Genomic DNA, 15914 nt, shown 5'->3' with positions numbered 1-15914 from the left:
CTGTCGATCCGTTCGACGGCACGAGGGGCACGAGGGGCACGAGGGGCACGACGTGGACACACTGGTGGAGGGGGCCGTCGCGCAGGCCCTGCGCACGGGTGACGACGAGGCGGTCCGCCTGTACGTGGCCGCCTGCGCCGAACGCGCGGTGCCCCTGTTCATCGGCATGCGGGCCGGAATGCCGGACCGCGAAGCCCACCTGGACCTCTGCGTGGAGTCCGTGCGCGGTCTCTGGTGCGCGGACCGGCCCCTGCCCGACGCCGCCGAGCGCGTGCGCGCGCTGGAGGGTTTTCCGGAACTGCGGCCGGGCGAGGAGGGCATCACCGATACCGCCGGGACGTTCGCCTTCTTCGGTGTCCTCGCCCTGCGGTACGCCCTGCTGGCCAACGCCACCGCAGAGGCCCGCCACGCGCTGTCCTGCGGTCACGCCGTGCTCACCGCGATGGGCCTGCTGGACCGGAACGTGGCTGCCGGCGGCGGCTTCCTGGCCCAGGAGGAATCCCTGCAGGCCCGTTCGCTGAGCGGTGACGCGGCGGGTCTGTGGGAAGCGAGCGTCGCGGCGGGGCGCGAGAGTTTCCGGGCCGTGCTGGGCCTACCCGGCTGACGGGTCCACGTTCCAGGCCGGTGGCAGGGACGCGTCGCAGAAGACGCAGACGAAGTCCCCCTCCCGGACGATGTTCAGCTCGCGGCAGGCCGGGCAGCGCCGGAAGACCACCTCGTGGGTGAAGCCGGCCGGATGCCCGATCCCCGCCGCGGCCAGGGCGCCCGCGACGGCCGGCCACGAGGCGACGTCCGGGCAGTACCCGGTCGACAGGTTGCTCACCGTGCGGACCACCCACCGCCCGGACTCCCGCCCGAAGCCCATCTCCCCGGCGCTCAGCACCGGGCCACCGCCCGCGCAGACCACGTGCTCGCTGCGCCGCGGTGCGAGCCGCAGCACCCCGGCGGCGTCCACGACGAACGTGAAGGGTTCGGACGGTTCGGCCCCGGGCCGGCCCGAGATCCAGTCCTCGAAGTCCGCCGCCGAGCGGATGCCGCGGCCCTCCGCCCCCGGCCGGACCAGCGCCCTCAGCTCGGCCGGGCCCACGTACCGGTAGCTCCTCCCCTGCAGGTCCATGACCGCCAACCTAGGGGGGAGTCCCGCCCCTCACCAGCGCTTAGGGTTGTGAGGTGAAGGCAGACCAGTACGTGACGGTGGCCCGCGAGGGCGTGCACGAGTCCGAGATCAACCGATCGCGCTTCCTGTGCTCGCTCGCGCCCGCCGCGACCGAGCAGGAGGCGCAGGACTTCGTCGCGCGCATCCGCAAGGAGCACCCGACCGCCACGCACAACTGCTTCGCCTACGTCGTCGGAGCCGACGCCTCGATCCAGAAGGCCAGCGACGACGGCGAGCCCGGAGGCACCGCCGGGGTACCCATGCTGCAGATGCTCATGCGCCGCGACGTCCGCTACGCGGTCGCCGTCGTCACCCGCTACTACGGCGGCGTGAAGCTCGGCGCCGGCGGCCTGATCAGGGCCTACGGCGGAGTCGTCGGCGAGGCCCTCGACGAGCTCGGCACCGTCACCCGCCGCCGATACCGGCTGGCCACCGTCACCGTCGACCACCAGCGGGCCGGCAAGACCCAGAACGATCTGCGCTCCACCGGCCGGACCGTGGTGGACCTGCGCTACGGCGCCGAGGTCGAGATCGAGGTGGCCCTCCCCGAGGCGGATCTACCGGCCTTCGAGGCCTGGCTCGCCGACACCACGGCGGGCAGCGCCGCTCTCACCCTCGGCGGAGAGACGTACGCGCCCTGAGCGCCCCCGGGGACGGGTTAGCGTAGAGGGGTTCAGCGAGCGGGAGACGACCAGGGGGAGACGGCATGCGCGACGGGGCCGGCGAGTGAAATTCCTGCACACCTCCGACTGGCACCTCGGCCGGGCCTTCCACCGGGTCAACATGCTCGGCGCCCAGGCGGTCTTCATCGACCACCTCATCGAGACCGTGCGCACGCACGAGGTCGACGCCGTCCTCGTCGCCGGTGACATCTACGACCGGGCCGTGCCCCCGCTGCCCGCCGTCGAGCTGTACGACCGGGCCCTGCACCGCCTCGCCGACCTCGGCGTGCCCACGGTGATGATCTCCGGCAATCACGACTCCGCGCGCCGCCTCGGCGTCGGCGCCGGGCTGATCGACCGGGCCGGGATCCACCTGCGCACCGATCCGGCCGGCTGCGCCGACCCCGTCGTACTGGCCGACGTACACGGCGACGTGGCGCTGTACGGCCTGCCGTACCTGGAGCCGGCCCTGGTCAAGGACCAGTTCGGTGCGGAGAAGGTGAGCCACGAGGCGGTACTCGGTGCCGCCATGGACCGGATCCGGGCCGACCTGGCCACCCGCGCGCCCGGCACCCGTTCGATCGTCCTCGCGCACGCCTTCGTCACGGGCGGACAGGCCAGCGACAGCGAGCGCGACATCACCGTCGGCGGGGTCGACGCCGTACCCGCCTCCGTCTTCGACGGCGTGGACTACGCCGCCCTCGGCCACCTCCACGGCAGCCAGACCATCGGCGAACGGGTCCGCTACTCCGGTTCCCCGCTCGCCTACTCCTTCTCCGAGGCCGCCCACCGCAAGAGCATGTGGCTGATCGAGCTGGGTGCGGACGGAGAGATCATCCGCTCCGAGCGCCTCGACACCCCCGTCCCGCGCACCCTCGCCCGGCTGCGCGGACGGCTGGAGGACCTGCTGGAGGATCCGGCCCACCAGGTGCACGAGGACGCCTGGGTCGAGGCCACCCTCACCGACCCCGTCCGCCCGGACGACCCCATGGCCCGGCTCGCCGCCCGCTTCCCGCACACCCTCACCCTCGCCTTCGACCCCGAGGGCCGCCGGGAGGAGACCGGCGCCTCCTACGCCCAGCGGCTCAAGGGCCGCAGCGACCAGGAGATCGCCGAGGACTTCGTCGCCCACGTGCGCGGCGGCGGCCACGCCGACGAGGCCGAACGGGCCGTCCTCCAGGGCGCCTTCGACGACGTGCGGGCCGACGACAGCCACCGGGAGACCCACCGATGAGGCTGCACCGGCTCGCCGTCACCGCCTTCGGTCCCTTCGCCGAACCCCAGGAGATCGACTTCGACGCCCTGTCCGGCGCAGGGATCTTCCTGCTCCACGGGCCCACCGGCGCCGGGAAGACCTCCGTACTCGACGCCGTCTGCTACGCCCTCTACGGTTCCGTCCCCGGCCCCCGCCAGGCCCCCGGCACCAGCCTTCGCAGCGACCACGCCGCCGACCGCACCCCGACCGAGGTCACCCTCGAACTCACCGCGGGCGGCCGCCGCCTGGAGATCACCCGGCGCCCCGAACAGGAGCGCTTGAAGAAGCGCGGCACCGGTACCACCAGGGACAAGGCCCAGAGCCGGCTGCGCGAGCACACCGGCGAGGGCTGGGAACCGCTCAGCCGCTCCCACCAGGAGATCGGCGAGGAGATCGAGCAGCTGCTCGGCATGAGCCGCGAGCAGTTCTGCCAGGTCGTGCTCCTGCCACAGGGGGAGTTCGCGCGGTTCCTGCGCGCCGACGAGGCCGCCCGCGGCCGCCTGCTCGGCCGGCTCTTCGACACCCGCCGCTTCGCCGCCGTCGAAGCCCTGCTCGGCGAACGCCGCCGGGCCGCCGAGGCGAAGGTCCGGGCCGGCGACGAGAAGGTGCTCCACACCGCCCAGCGGCTCGCCCAGGCCGCCGGGGACAGCGCCGACCTGCGGGCCTGGCCGATGCCCCGGCACCAGCCGGGCGACCCCGGGCTCGGCGAGGCCGTCCGCGCCTGGGCGGCCGTCGCCCGCTGCGCGGCCCGCGAGCGACTCGACGTCACCGAGTACGCGCTGGCCGCCGTCGAGAGCCGGCACGCCGCCGCCCGGCGGGCCGCCGAGGACGCCCGCGAGCTCGACCGGCTCCAGCGCCGGCACGCGGAGACCGTCCGCCGGGCCGCCCGGCTCGCCGAGGCCGCCCCCGAGCGGGACCGCGTGCGCGGCCTCCTCGACCGGGCCCGGCGGGGCGCCCTGGTCGCCCCCGCCCTGGAGCTCCGCGGCGCGGCCTCGGCCGCCCACCTCGCCGCCGCACACGCCGAGGCCTCCGCCCGTGCACAGCTCCCGCCCACGCTGAAGGAAGCGGGAACCGAGCAGCTGGCCGACGTCGAGCAGCGGCTGCGCGAAGCCCTGGGCGCACTGGCCGCCGCCCAGCGGACCGAGCAGCGCTGCGCCGAGATCGGCCGCGAGCGCGCCAACCTGGAACGGGAGTCCCGGGCCGCCGAGGAGCAGCACCGGGAGTCCGCCGAGTGGCTCGAGCGCTGGGAGGCGACCCGGACGGCGCTGCAGGAGCGGGCGGACTCCGCGCAGCAGGCCGCTACGCTGGCCGAGCAGCTCGCGGGCCGGCTGGAACCCGCCCGCATGCAGCTGAACTCCGCCCGCCGGCGCGACGAGCTCGACGCCGGCGCCGAGCGCGCCGCGGGCGAACTGCTCACCCTGCGCGAGGAGTCGGCCGCCGCCAGGGAACGCTGGCTGGAGCTCAAGGAAGCCCGGCTGCGCGGAATCGCCGCCGAGCTCGCCGAGGCACTGGTGGCGGGGGAGGCCTGCACCGTGTGCGGGTCCGCGGAGCACCCCGCTCCGGCCCGCCCGGCCCCCGGCCACGTGGACCGCGCGGCCGAGGACACCTCCCACGCCCTCTTCGAACGGGCCGAGCAGGCCCGGGCCGCCGTCGAGCGGCGGCTCGCCGCCGCGCAGGAGGCCCGCGCCGAGGCCGCGGCCGCCGCCGGGGACGCCACCACCGCCGAACTCCTGGCCCTGACCGCGGACCTGAGTGCCCGCCACGCCGCCGCCCACGCCGCGGCCGCCGGACTGCACGCGGCCCGCGAGCAGCTCGCCAGGGCCGAGTCGGAGCACGCCGCGCGCAGCGCCGACCGGCAGGGCGCCGAGACCCGGGCCGCCGCCCGGGCCTCCCGGCGCGAGGCCCTCGACCGCGAACAGGCCGGACTGGAGGCCGAACTCGCCCTCGTACGGGACGGCGCGCCCACCGTCGCGGCCCGCGCCCGCACCCTGGACGACCGGGTCCGGATGGTCTCCGGCGCGGCCGCCTCGCTGCGCCGGGCCGAGAGCACCGCCGCCCGGCTGAAGGAGGCCGACGACCAGCTCGCCGACGCCGCCTTCAAGGCCGGCTTCGACACCGTCGAGGCCGCCGCCGACGCGGTGCTCCCGGAGTACGAACGCACTGCGCTCCAACACCGGCTGGACGCCTGGCAGACGGAGGAGGCCCTGCTGGCGGACCGCCGCGACGAGACCGGCACCGCCGAGGCGGCAGCCCTGCCTCCGGCCGCGCCGGATGCGGCCGAGGCGTACGCGGCCTCGGCCGCGGCGAAGCTTCGTACAGCAGGGTCGGCGGCCGACGCGGCCCGGGTGCGCTGCACGGAGCTCGACCGGCTCTCCCGGCAGGCCGACCAGGAACTGCGCGCGCTCGGCCCGCTGCGGGAGGCCTACGACCGGGTCGCGCGGCTCGCCGGACTCACCGCGGGCACCTCCGCCGACAACGAGCGCAAGATGCGCCTGGAGGCCTACGTGCTGGCCGCCCGCCTGGAGCAGGTGGCCGCCGCCGCGACGGTACGGCTGCTGCGGATGTCCGGCGGCCGCTACACCCTCGTCCACTCCGACGCGCGGGCGAGCGGGCGGGGCCGCTCCGGCCTCGGGCTGCACGTGGTCGACGCCTGGACGGGCAGCGAGCGGGACACCGCCACCCTGTCGGGCGGCGAGACCTTCTTCGCCTCGCTCGCCCTGGCGCTCGGCCTCGCCGATGTGGTGACCGACGAGGCCGGCGGGATGCGCCTCGACACGCTCTTCATCGACGAGGGCTTCGGCAGCCTCGACGACCAGGCCCTGGACGAGGTGCTCGACGTCCTGGACTCGCTGCGCGAGCGGGACCGCAGTGTCGGCATCGTCAGCCACGTCGCCGACCTGCGCACCCGGGTCCAGGCCCAGCTGGAGATCGTCAAGCAGCGCGGCGGCTCCGTGGTGCGCCACCGGACGGCGGCGCTCACGGACTGAGCGGCCTGCGGGGCAGAGGCGAGGAGTAGACGACGCTCGTCGTCACCGGGCCGAGGCCCGAGATCCGGCCCGTGACCTCCTCCAGGTGGGCCATCGAGCGGGCGGCCACCTTGAGCACGAAGCAGTCGTCGCCGGTGACGTGGTGCGCCTCCAGGATCTCGGGGGCGGCCTCCAGGAAGTCGTGGAACGGCTTGTAGTTGCCGTGCGGGTAGCGCAGCCGGACGAGGGCGAGGATCGACTTGCCGAGCTTCTCCGGGTCCACCACCGCCGTGTAGCCGGTGATGATGCCGGTCTCCTCCAGCCGTCGGACCCGCTCGGTGACGGCGCTCGCGGACATGGACACGGAGCGGGCGAGCTCGGTGAAACTGGCGCGTCCGTCCCGCTGGAGGGCTTCGAGGATCCGCCAGTCGGTGGCGTCAGGGGAATAGTCGGTCATGTTCGAGAACTAGCAGGGGTTTCCCCGGCCGGACAAGCGAAAGGCCGGGGAAAGTCACTTCCTGTGATGATCGGCGGATCGTAGATTTCTTGCCATGACGACGACGCAGAACCCTTCATCCGCCGCTGCCCCCGCCGCTTCCGCCCCGGCTTCCGCGCCCGCCCTGGCTTCCGCGACCGCCCCGGTTTCCGCGACCGGCTCGGCTTCCGCCCCGGCCCCCGCGGCCAACCCCGTGCTCCGGGTGCCGCCGGCCTCCCCGGCCGCGGCCGCCGCCTACTTCGCCGCGAGCCTGGCCTTCCACGCGGACGTGTCGGACGTCGCCAGTGCGTTCAAGGCCCACCGCGAGCAGGGCGCTGAGCTCGGCTTCCAGCTCGTCGACTCCCGCTCCACCCCGTCCTGGGACCAGGCCCACGTGCCCGGCGCCGTCCACCTGCCCACCGCCCTCATCCCCGAGCAGGCCGAGCGGCTCCTGGACAGGAACATCCCCGTGGTGACGTACTGCTGGGGGCCGGGCTGCAACGGCGGCACGCGCTCCGCCCTCGCCCTGGCCGAACTCGGCTTCCAGGTCAAGGAGATGCTCGGCGGCATCGAGTACTGGATCCGCGAGGGCTTCGAGGTCGAGACCTGGGAGGGCAGCCGGCAGCGCGCCGGCGCCGACCCGCTGACCGCGCCGACCGACTCGGACGACTGCGGCTGCTGAGGTGCCCGGCGACGCGGACGGGCCGCCCTTCCCCGGGGGATGGGCGGCCCGTCCGTCGTTCGCGGCGGGGCGGCCGGCCGGAGCGGCAGCGCCCCCCGCGTGTCAGAGCTTGGACAGCTCGTCCACCAGGTCGTCCAGGCCCAGCGACCCCTGCGACAGCGCCGCCATGTGCCAGGCCTTCAGGTCGAAGGAATCTCCGTGCGCGGCGCGTGCGTTGTCCCGGCCCAGCAGCCAGGCGCGCTCGCCCAGCTTGTATCCGATCGCCTGCCCCGGCATCGACAGGTAGCGGGTCAGCTCGCTCTCCACGAACTCCGCAGGCCGGCCGCTGTGCAGGCCGAAGAACTCCTGCGCCAGGTCCACCGTCCAGGTCTCGCCCGGGTGGAACGGCGAGTCCGCCGGGATCCTCAGGCCCACGTGCATGCCGATGTCGACGATGACCCGCGCGGCGCGCATCATCTGGCAGTCCAGGTAACCCAGGCGCTGCTCGGCGTCCTTGAGGTAGCCCAGCTCGTCCATCAGCCGCTCCGCGTACAGCGCCCAGCCCTCGGCGTTGGCGCTGACCATGCCGACGGTCGCCTGGTAGCGGGAGAGCTGGTCCGCCACGTGCGTCCACTGCGCGAGCTGCAGGTGGTGGCCCGGCACGCCCTCGTGGTACCAGGTGGACACCAGGTCGTAGACGGGGAAGCGGGTGAGGCCCATGGTGGGCAGCCAGGTGCGGCCCGGGCGGGAGAAGTCCTCCGAGGGGGACGTGTAGTACGGGGCCGCCGGGCCGCCGGGCGGGGCGATCCGGGACTCCACCTTGCGCACGCGCTCGGCGAGCTCGAAGTGGGTGCCGTCGAGGTTCTCGATGACCTCGTCCATCAGGCCCTGGAGCCAGGCCTGGACCTCGTCCACGCCCTCGATGTGGGCTCCGTGCTCGTCCAGGTACTTGAGCACCTCCCAGGGCCCGGCGCCCGGGAGGATCTTGGCCGCCTCGGACTTCATCTCGGCGAGCAGCCGGTGGTACTCCGACCAGCCGTAGGCGTACGCCTCGTCCAGGTCCAGGTCCGTACCGTTGAAGAAGCGGGACCAGCGGGCGTACCGCTCGCGGCCCACGGTGTCCGGCCTGCCCTCGACGGCAGGGGCGTACACGGAGGTCATCCAGTCGCGCAGTCCGATGACGGCGGCGGTCGCGCCGGCGGCCGCGGCATCCAGCTCGGCGCGCAGCTCGGCGTGCAGGGACTGCGGAGCGGCGGAGACGAAGCCCTCGAAGAAGGGCGCCTCGGAGCCGTCCTGGCCGGCCCAGGTGGTGAGCTGGCCGATCATGGTGGTGGTGGCGCGGGGGCCGCCGAACAGGCCGCGCTCCAGGCCGAGGGCGAGGCTCTCGCGGTAGCCGTCGAAGGCGGCCGGTACGGCGCGCAGACGCTCGGCGATCGCCGCCCAGTCCTCGTCGGTGTCGGCGGGGGTCAGGGAGAAGACCTCACGGACGGAGTGCGCGGGGCTGTGGATGTTGCTGACCGCGCACAGGTCCTCGTCGGCCTCGAGGACGGCGAGCTCGGCGGTGAGGCGCTCGCGCAGCAGCCGGGCGCAGCGGCGCTCGGCGTCGCTGTCGGCGCCGGGCACGGACTCGGCGGCGTCGAGGCGCTCGAGGGTCTCGCGGTTGAGCTCGGCGACGGCCGCACGGCCCGCCGGGGAGAAGTCCGGGAGCTTGCCCGAACTCGCGGCGACACCGAGGTAGGTGCCCGTGATCGGGTCGAGGGCGATGAGGTCGTCGACGTACGCGTCGGCCACCTGGCGGGGCAGTTGGGGTGCGCTGCCGTTGTGGAGGATCTCTGACATGCGGCCATCTTCGTATGTGAGACGGGTTCCCGTCATCACCCATTGGCGGCGGGCTGCTGACGTGGGCCGGAGTGGGGGCGCCGGTGGGGGCGGCGAACAGCCAACAGGCCTATGCAGCAAGCGACTTCGCGGTACAGGGAGCCATTGGACGGTGGTGGGGCGCTCGCAGTTTGGCCGGATCCCGTCGGCTCCCGTCGGAGCCCGCCGGAGCCGGGTACCCGTGGAGGGTCCCGGTCCGGACGGATCGTTCAGCGCCGGCCCTGCGGAGCCGACTGCTCGTGGGGGAGCTCGCGGGGCAGCTCGTAGGCGAGCCTGGAGGCGACCGGGGTCGCGTCCAGCCGGGCCGTGATCACCAGGGTGCCCTCCTCGATCTGGTAGTCGAGGGGGAGGCCGAGGCCGCGCATCGCGGCGACCATGCCGGTGTTGGAGGACTGGGTGACGGCGTACACGCTGTCGCAGCCGGCTTCGACGGCCATCGCGAGGAGCCGGCGCAGCAGTTCGGAGCCGACGCCGCGGCGCTGCCAGTCGTCCTCGATGAGCAGCGCGATCTCGGTCTCGTCGCCGTCCCACAGGAGGTGGCCGAGGGCGACGAGCTTTCCGGAGGCGGTGGTCGCGGCGAGGGTGCGGCCGAAGCGGGGGCTCAGCAGGTGGCCGAGGTAGCGGTCGGCGTCGGAGACCGGGCCGTGGTAGCGCAGCGACAGGGTGCGGTCCGAGCAGCGGTCGTGCATGGCACGGGCCGCGGCCAGGTCGGAGCCGTCGGCACGGCGCACGGTGATCTCGTTGCCCTCGGGCAGGGTCAGTACGTCCTGGCTGCGCGGGACGCGGGGGCCGAGCCGCGCGTCGAGCTCGACGAGGGCGCGGGCCCGGGCGAACTCGGTCGGCGTGAAGGGGAGGTAGGGCCGCTCCACGGTGATGGCGCCGCCGGAGGGATCGCGCAGCCGCATGACCGTGGCCTCCAGGACGCCCTCGACGGGGGCGTCCGCACCGGCGTTGGGGCGGCCGGAGAGGGTGGTCGCCGGGATCGAGTGGATGGTGCAGCGGCCGAGCAGCTGGCGCAGTGCGAGCGGCAGCTCGGCGGCGTCCAGGGCGGTGCGGGTGGCCAGGCCCAGGACCCGCGTCGGGGTGTCGACCAGGTCGTGCGCGTCGGCGCGCTCGATCCAGGTGCTGTGGCCGCCGGCGCGCGAGACGGCCCGGGTGAGGTCGGCGGAGGGGAGCTCCTGCGGGGCGCGCAGCAGGAACTCGTCGACCGTGCCCCCCTCCGGGAGCGGGTGGGTCTGGAGGGTCAGGATGTCGACGCTGTTACGGGCGAAGGCGGTGCAGAGGGCTGCCAGGGAACCGGGCTCGTCCCGGACGGTCGTGCGCATGCGCCACAGCGCGGTGCTGCTTTCGGTCGTGGTGGTGCCGGTGGTGCCGGACGCGCCGGACGGTGTGGTGGCGGGCGGGAGCTGCTCCGGATCGGTGGGCGCCTTGCTCCGGGGCGGCGGTGCATGGCTGTGCCGCCGGGCCCACCAGGTGTGAAAAGCCGCCGTCACCAGGAGTGTGACGGCCGAGGCGACGAGCAGGATCGGGCCCCTCGGGCCGTGCACGACGAGATTGGCGATGGCGTCGGCGACCGCGACGGCGCAGAACAGTGCGGCGAGTTCGACGACGTCGCGGCGCCAGTGGTGGTGACGGTGGGGACGCTGGGCGGAGGTGAGGTCACGGTCAGTCATGCACACCACTGTGGCGCAGGGGTGTTGCGTGATCACGAACGATCTGTGACCGACTGGTTAAGTGTCCATCTGGCCGATTTCATCCAGTTTTCCGGAATGCTCGGAGTCGGGCCCTCGGTCCGTCGCGTCCTCGGTCCCTCGGTCCCTCGGGCCTTCAGGGCTTGGTGGCTTCCGAGATTCGGGGCCTACTGGCCCACGCGCCCGGGCTGGAGCGTCCGGGTGAAGAGTACGTCTCCTCCCTGGCGGCGCAACCGGACCGTCAGCTCCCCGCTGTCGCCGTCGATGTCGACCTCGCCGTAGTACGGGGGATTCTCGGACGGTGACATGTTGGCGAACGGAGCCGACTGTACGTACGCGGTCTCCGGGCCGAAGGTGGCGTCGAGCCGCCCGGCCGGGAAGCCGCCGGCGCCGATCGGGCCGGACACGAACTCCCAGAACGGCGCGAAGTCCGTGAAGGCGGCCCGCTCGGGCGCGTAGTGGTTCGCGGCGGTGTAGTGCACGTCCGCCGTGACCCAGACGGTGCCCGTGATGCGCTGGTGCTTGATGTGCCGCAGGAGTTCGGCGATCTGGAGCTCGCGGCCCAGAGGGGCGCCCGGGTCGCCCTGGGCGACCGCCTCGAAGTTCGCGGCCCCGTCGGGGACGACGATGCCCAGGGGCATGTCGGCGGCGATGACCTTCCAGGTGGCGCGGGAACGGGAGAGCTCGCGCTTGACCCAGCCCAGCTGCTCGGGGCCGAGGATGCCGACGGGGTCGTCGGTCTGCGTGCCGGGGGAGTTGGCGTTGCGGTAGGTGCGCATGTCGAGGACGAAGACGTCGAGCAGCGGGCCGTACCGCATCACCCGGTACATCCGGCCCTCGGCGCGGCCGCCGCGCAGGTCGGTGACGGGGAAGTACTCACCGAAGGCGCGGCGGGCGCGGGAGGCGAGGACGTCGGCCTCCTTGACGGTGTAGCGGGGGTCGTCGATCAGCTGGCCGGGGTACCAGTTGTTGCGCACCTCGTGGTCGTCCCACTGGGCGAGGACCGGGACCTGGGCGTTGAATCCGAGCAGATTGCGATCGAGCAGGTTGTAGCGGAAGTTCCCGCGGAACTCGGCGAGCGTCTCGGCGACCTTCGCCTTCTCCTCGGTGGTGACGTTGCGCCAGAGGCTGCCGTCGCGCAGCGGGGCGGTGGCCTTGATCGGCCCGTCGGCGTAGATGGTGTCCCCGCTGAAGAGGAAGAAGTCGGGGTTGCGCAGCCGCATCTCCTCGAAGACGCGGTAGCCGCCGAGATCGGGATTGATGCCCCAGCCCTGGCCCGCCAGGTCGCCGGACCACAGGAAGCGGACGTCGTGGCGGCGGGAGACGGGGGTGGTGCGGAAGGTGCCGTGGACCGGCGCGGAGCTGCGGCGGGGGTCGTCGGGGTCGGTCAGGACGACCCGGTAGTGGATCTGCCGGCCGGGCGGCAGGTCGCGCAGGACGGTGGTTCCGGTGAAATCGCTCGACGGGCCGAGCAGCGGGCCGTGGTGGCGGCGTACGGCGTAGCGGAACGCCTCGCTCGGGGAGGTCTCGACGTACATCCGTGCCAGGCGGTCGCTGCGGGTCCACACTGTGGCCGAGTGGGCGGTGATCTCGCCGGACTGGACGCCCCAGAGCGCGTTCGGCCGGCCGGAGCGGGCGAAGGCGGGGACGGTGAGCGCGGGAGAGGCGATCAGCGCGGAGGACAGCGCGAGGGAACCGCCGATGAGGGACCGTCGGGTGTGCGGGATCGATGCCATCGGGTACGTCTCCTGGGGCCGGCGAGGACGGGTCGGACCAGCGTGCCGTCGCACACCGGCCCGGCCGCGTCGCCCACGCGAACCGCGGATGAACAGCCGTCAGCCGCTCATTTCGTTCACCTGTTCAGTCGTCGGCCGGCCGGCCGGCCGGTCAGTCGGTTGGTCGGTCAGTCGGTTGGTCGGTTGGTCGGTCGGTCGGTCGGTCGGTAAGACGGCCGGTCGGTCAGGCGGCTGCGAGCCGCGTGCTGCGGGCCGTGTCCAGCACCACCCGGGAGACGAGCGCCGGATCGTCGTTCATCGGGACGTGGCCGCAGCCCGGGAGCCGGACGAGCCGGGCGCCGGGGAGGGTGTGCTTGGCCCGGATGCCCTGGCGGCGCAGCAGCAGCCGGTCGCGGGTGCCCCAGGCGATGGTGACCGGCAGGCCAGGTACGTCATCGGTGAACCGTACGGAACCGCCCGCGGCCAGCGTGTCCTCGAAGCCCGTGGCATCGCGCAGGGCGAGGGTCTCGGCGACCACGGCCTCGGCCGGACGGCGCGACGGGCGGGCGTAGATGGTGCCGGTGAGCGCGGCGCGGCCGGCGGCGGTGCGCGAGAGCCGCCGGACGGCGGGGACGGGCAGCGCCTTGGCGCCGGCCCGCATCGCGAGGAGCGCGGCGAAGGCGTAGCGGCGTTCGCCCTCGGTCCAGAACCCGGCGGGGGAGAGGGCGGTGATCGAACGGACGAGGTTGCTCCGGCCCATTTCGAGGGCGAGCAGACCGCCGAGCGAATTGCCCGCGACGTGCGGGCGTTCGACACCGAGGGCGGCGCAGAGCGCCCCGAGGGCCGGGGCGACGGTCCCCAGGGAGTAAGGAACACCCTTGGGCAGGGGCTCCGAGGCGCCGAAGCCGGGCAGGTCGACGGCGATCACGTCGTGCTCGGCGGCCAGGATGTCGATCACCGGGTGCCAGGCCTGGAGGTGGTGGCCGATGCCGTGCAGAAGAAGAAGGGATTCGCCGGCGCCCTTGCGTTCGTAGGCGACGGTGGTGGTGCGGGGGCCGAGCGGCGAATCGATCGTGAAGGAGACCGTGGCGGTCATGCTGCTCCTCGTCGGTTGGACGCGTGCGAGACAGGCTGTCAGTAGTGCCTACCGCCATGATTACCGTCCGGTAGCCCTTGACTACAAGCCTTCCGGGCCCACGAGAACATCCCGTGAACGGCTTGATACGTATGCCCGTTCTGCCCGGCAAAGGTACGAGCATTGGTCTTGACCAAGGGGGTGCGCCGTCCTATCGTCGCAGGGATAGTGCAGGAACCTTTAATAAACAAAGGCGCGGAACTGCCGCTGGAACACACGGCGAGTGCGGCGATGGCAGGAGGAGTCAGGGTGGGGACCACGCAGCTCGAAACGGCGCCGGAGCCGAAGTACTGGCACCTCAAGACCGTCCTCAGCGAGGCGCTCGACCAGGACTTCGCCGTCGGCGAGGTGCTGCCCAACGAGCGTGAGCTGGCCGCCCGTTTCGGCGTCGCCCGCGCGACCCTGCGTCAGGCGCTGGAGCAGCTGGAGCTCGAAGGCCGGCTGCAGCGCCGCCGCGGGGTGGGCACCACCGTCGCCCCGCCGCGCGTCGGCGTCGCCGTCGGCAGCGCCCAGCACAGCTGGCCCGGCGAGAGCGTCGACGGATGGGAGCCGGTCGACGCGGCCGAGACCCTGCCGACGCCCGCGGTACTGAAGCTCCTCGGCACCGGCGGCGCTTTCGCCGCCGACCAGCCGGTGCACACGGTGCGCCGGACCAGGGTCACCCACGGCCAGGCCGTCGCCGCCGAACTCCTCTACGTCCCGGCCGCCTCGGTGCCGGGACTGCCCGCCATCGAGGCCCCGGCCGGACCTGCCCGCGCCCGCGCCGTTCTGCGCGAACTGCAGCGCCTGGTCCTCGACGGTCAGGACCGCTCGGTGGAGCTCGGCTCCGCCCGCGCCGACGACGCCAAGGAACTGGACCGGCTGCCCGGAGCCCCGGTGCTCCTGGTCACCACGCGCTACTTCACCACCGCCGGCACCGCGGCGGTCTCGGTGGCCACCTACCGCGCGGACACCTGCCGCCTCACCTTCGGCGACTCGGGCAACGTCGAGATCACCCACGAGCCGCGCGTCGCCTCCTGACGTCGCGCGACGGCCCGGCCCCATACCGTGGGGCCGGGCCGTCGCGCGTCATACGCGTCAGGGGCGGGCGGTGACCGTCTTCTCCACCGCGAAGAGCTCCTCCTCGACGTGGTCCAGCGCGAGCCGGAGGGCGCCGGTCGCCACCGCGGCCTCGCCGAGCATGGACTGAGCGACCCGCGGCGGGCGCAGGCAGTAGCGCTCCAGCTCATGGCGCAGGGGTTCCAGGACCCCGTCCAGGCCGGCGGCCCAGCCGCCGACGACCACCAGCTCCGGATCCATCGCCAGGACCAGCGCCGCCACGTCGTGCACCAGGCGCTGCAGGAACCGCTCCACGGCGGCCACCGCCCGCTCGTCACCGCGCTTGGCCATGGCGAAGACCTCGGCGACGGCCGGCTCGTCCAGCGGATGCAGTGGCTCACCGGTGGTCGACAGCAACCGCTCGGGCGTGACCTCACGGCCCAGCAGGTGCAGGGCGCCGATCTCGCCGGCGGCGCCGCCGAAGCCCCGGTGCAGCCGGCCACCGATCAGTGAGCCGGCGCCGGGGCTGAGACCCGCCATCACGAACACCATGTCGCCGGTGTCCCGTGCCGCACCCTTCCAGTGCTCGGCGACCGCCGCCGCATTGGCGTCGTTCTCCACCTGGACCGGGCAGCGGAACGAGCGCCGCAGCCGTTCCCCGAGTGGCAGACCGGTCCAGCCGGGCAGCGCGGTGCCGAGGCGGACCGTACCGTCCGCCTCGACGATCCCGGGGCTGCCGACCCCGACCGCCCGCAGCGAGTCCCGCGGCACTCCGGCACGGCGCAGCAGGTCGGCAACGGCCGCCCGTACCCGCTCCAGCCGCTCGTCGGCGGACGCCGTTTCCGCGACGTCCTTGGTGCCGGCGCCGATGACGCGGCCGTCCAGCCCGGACAGCAGCACCGCGATCCGGTGCGAGCCGATCTCGATACCGAGCAGATGGCCCGCCTCGGTGCGGAAGCGGAACCGCCTGGCCGGGCGTCCCTGCCGTCGCGCGCCCTCCTCGGCATCCGCCTCGACGACGAGCCCGGTCCCGATCAGTCCCTCCACGACACCCTCGACGGTCGGCCGGGAGAGCCCCGTCAGCCGGGTGAGGTCGGTGAGGGTCGGCGAACCGGCCGACCGCAGTGCGCGCAGCACCACGGCGGAATTGATCCGTCGGAGCAGAGAAGGATCCCCGCCGGTCAGCTGCCCCAACGTGTGTCCTCCCAGCTAGCGAGCTTGTCAGCCGGATCGTACTGCCCACCCGCCATGTCGGCGAGAAGCAGCCCCCCCATCGGCCGGA

13 protein-coding genes are annotated in these 15914 nt (G+C 73.7%); 6 read left to right on the top strand and 7 right to left on the bottom strand.

The window, feature by feature from the left end; genetic code table 11:
- Window positions 1-52: 52 nt before the first annotated feature.
- Window positions 53-604 carry a hypothetical protein gene (locus OG444_RS07290; RefSeq protein ID WP_327261365.1) on the top strand — a complete coding sequence of 184 codons (552 nt, stop codon included), beginning with the start codon at window positions 53-55 and terminating at the stop codon, window positions 602-604.
- On the opposite strand, the gene OG444_RS07285 is transcribed toward OG444_RS07290, so the two are convergent.
- Entirely contained in the window at window positions 593-1117 is a 525-nt protein-coding gene (locus OG444_RS07285) for a hypothetical protein (protein WP_327261364.1), read from the bottom strand. The two genes, OG444_RS07290 and OG444_RS07285, sit on opposite strands and share 12 nt — an antisense overlap.
- Before the next feature lie 53 nt (window positions 1118-1170).
- On the opposite strand from OG444_RS07285, the gene OG444_RS07280 reads away from it, so the two are divergent.
- The 3 genes from OG444_RS07280 to OG444_RS07270 all read left to right on the top strand — a co-directional run bounded on the left by OG444_RS07280 (window position 1171) and on the right by OG444_RS07270 (window position 6060).
- Window positions 1171-1797, top strand: coding sequence for a YigZ family protein (locus OG444_RS07280; RefSeq protein WP_327261363.1), 627 nt, complete (start codon window positions 1171-1173; stop codon window positions 1795-1797).
- 85 nt (window positions 1798-1882) lie between these two features.
- Complete coding sequence (locus OG444_RS07275) at window positions 1883-3052, top strand: exonuclease SbcCD subunit D (RefSeq protein WP_327261362.1); 1170 nt, start codon at window positions 1883-1885, stop codon at window positions 3050-3052.
- Entirely contained in the window at window positions 3049-6060 is a 3012-nt protein-coding gene (locus tag OG444_RS07270) for an SMC family ATPase (protein ID WP_327261361.1), read from the top strand. Before OG444_RS07275 ends, OG444_RS07270 begins: the two co-directional genes overlap by 4 nt.
- On the opposite strand, the gene OG444_RS07265 is transcribed toward OG444_RS07270, so the two are convergent.
- The gene (locus OG444_RS07265) at window positions 6050-6496 is read right to left on the bottom strand and encodes an Lrp/AsnC family transcriptional regulator (protein WP_327261360.1); all 447 of its coding nucleotides are present in this window, start codon (window positions 6494-6496) and stop codon (window positions 6050-6052) included. The genes OG444_RS07270 and OG444_RS07265 overlap by 11 nt on opposite strands.
- Window positions 6497-6590: 94 nt before the next feature.
- Here OG444_RS07265 and OG444_RS07260 point away from each other — a divergent pair, with 94 nt between their 5' ends.
- On the top strand, window positions 6591-7196 hold the full coding sequence (locus OG444_RS07260) for a rhodanese-like domain-containing protein (RefSeq protein WP_327261359.1): 606 nt from the start codon (window positions 6591-6593) through the stop codon (window positions 7194-7196).
- Between the two features lie 102 nt (window positions 7197-7298).
- Here OG444_RS07260 and OG444_RS07255 read toward each other — a convergent pair whose 3' ends face one another.
- From OG444_RS07255 to OG444_RS07240, 4 genes are all read right to left on the bottom strand, one after another.
- The gene (locus OG444_RS07255) at window positions 7299-9014 is read right to left on the bottom strand and encodes a DUF885 domain-containing protein (RefSeq protein ID WP_327261358.1); all 1716 of its coding nucleotides are present in this window, start codon (window positions 9012-9014) and stop codon (window positions 7299-7301) included.
- Between the two features lie 248 nt (window positions 9015-9262).
- On the bottom strand, window positions 9263-10726 hold the full coding sequence (locus OG444_RS07250; protein WP_327261357.1) for a GNAT family N-acetyltransferase: 1464 nt from the start codon (window positions 10724-10726) through the stop codon (window positions 9263-9265).
- 185 nt (window positions 10727-10911) lie between these two features.
- Window positions 10912-12480 (bottom strand): alkaline phosphatase D family protein, encoded by a 1569-nt coding sequence (locus tag OG444_RS07245; protein ID WP_327261356.1) that lies wholly within the window; start codon window positions 12478-12480, stop codon window positions 10912-10914.
- A gap of 223 nt (window positions 12481-12703) precedes the next feature.
- A complete protein-coding gene (locus OG444_RS07240) occupies window positions 12704-13555 on the bottom strand; it encodes an alpha/beta fold hydrolase (protein ID WP_327261355.1) in 852 nt (283 codons plus the stop codon).
- 288 nt (window positions 13556-13843) lie between these two features.
- Here OG444_RS07240 and OG444_RS07235 point away from each other — a divergent pair, with 288 nt between their 5' ends.
- Window positions 13844-14614 (top strand): GntR family transcriptional regulator, encoded by a 771-nt coding sequence (locus OG444_RS07235; protein WP_327261354.1) that lies wholly within the window; start codon window positions 13844-13846, stop codon window positions 14612-14614.
- Between the two features lie 57 nt (window positions 14615-14671).
- On the opposite strand, the gene OG444_RS07230 is transcribed toward OG444_RS07235, so the two are convergent.
- Window positions 14672-15826, bottom strand: a complete 1155-nt coding sequence (locus OG444_RS07230) for an ROK family transcriptional regulator (protein WP_327261353.1) — start codon at window positions 15824-15826, stop codon at window positions 14672-14674.
- Window positions 15827-15914: the final 88 nt, after the last annotated feature.

Source organism: Streptomyces sp. NBC_01232 (genome assembly GCF_035989885.1).
Taxonomy (GTDB): domain Bacteria; phylum Actinomycetota; class Actinomycetes; order Streptomycetales; family Streptomycetaceae; genus Streptomyces.
The sequence above is the reverse complement of the archived record's forward strand: the minus strand, read 5'-3'. Positions and strand labels throughout refer to the sequence as shown.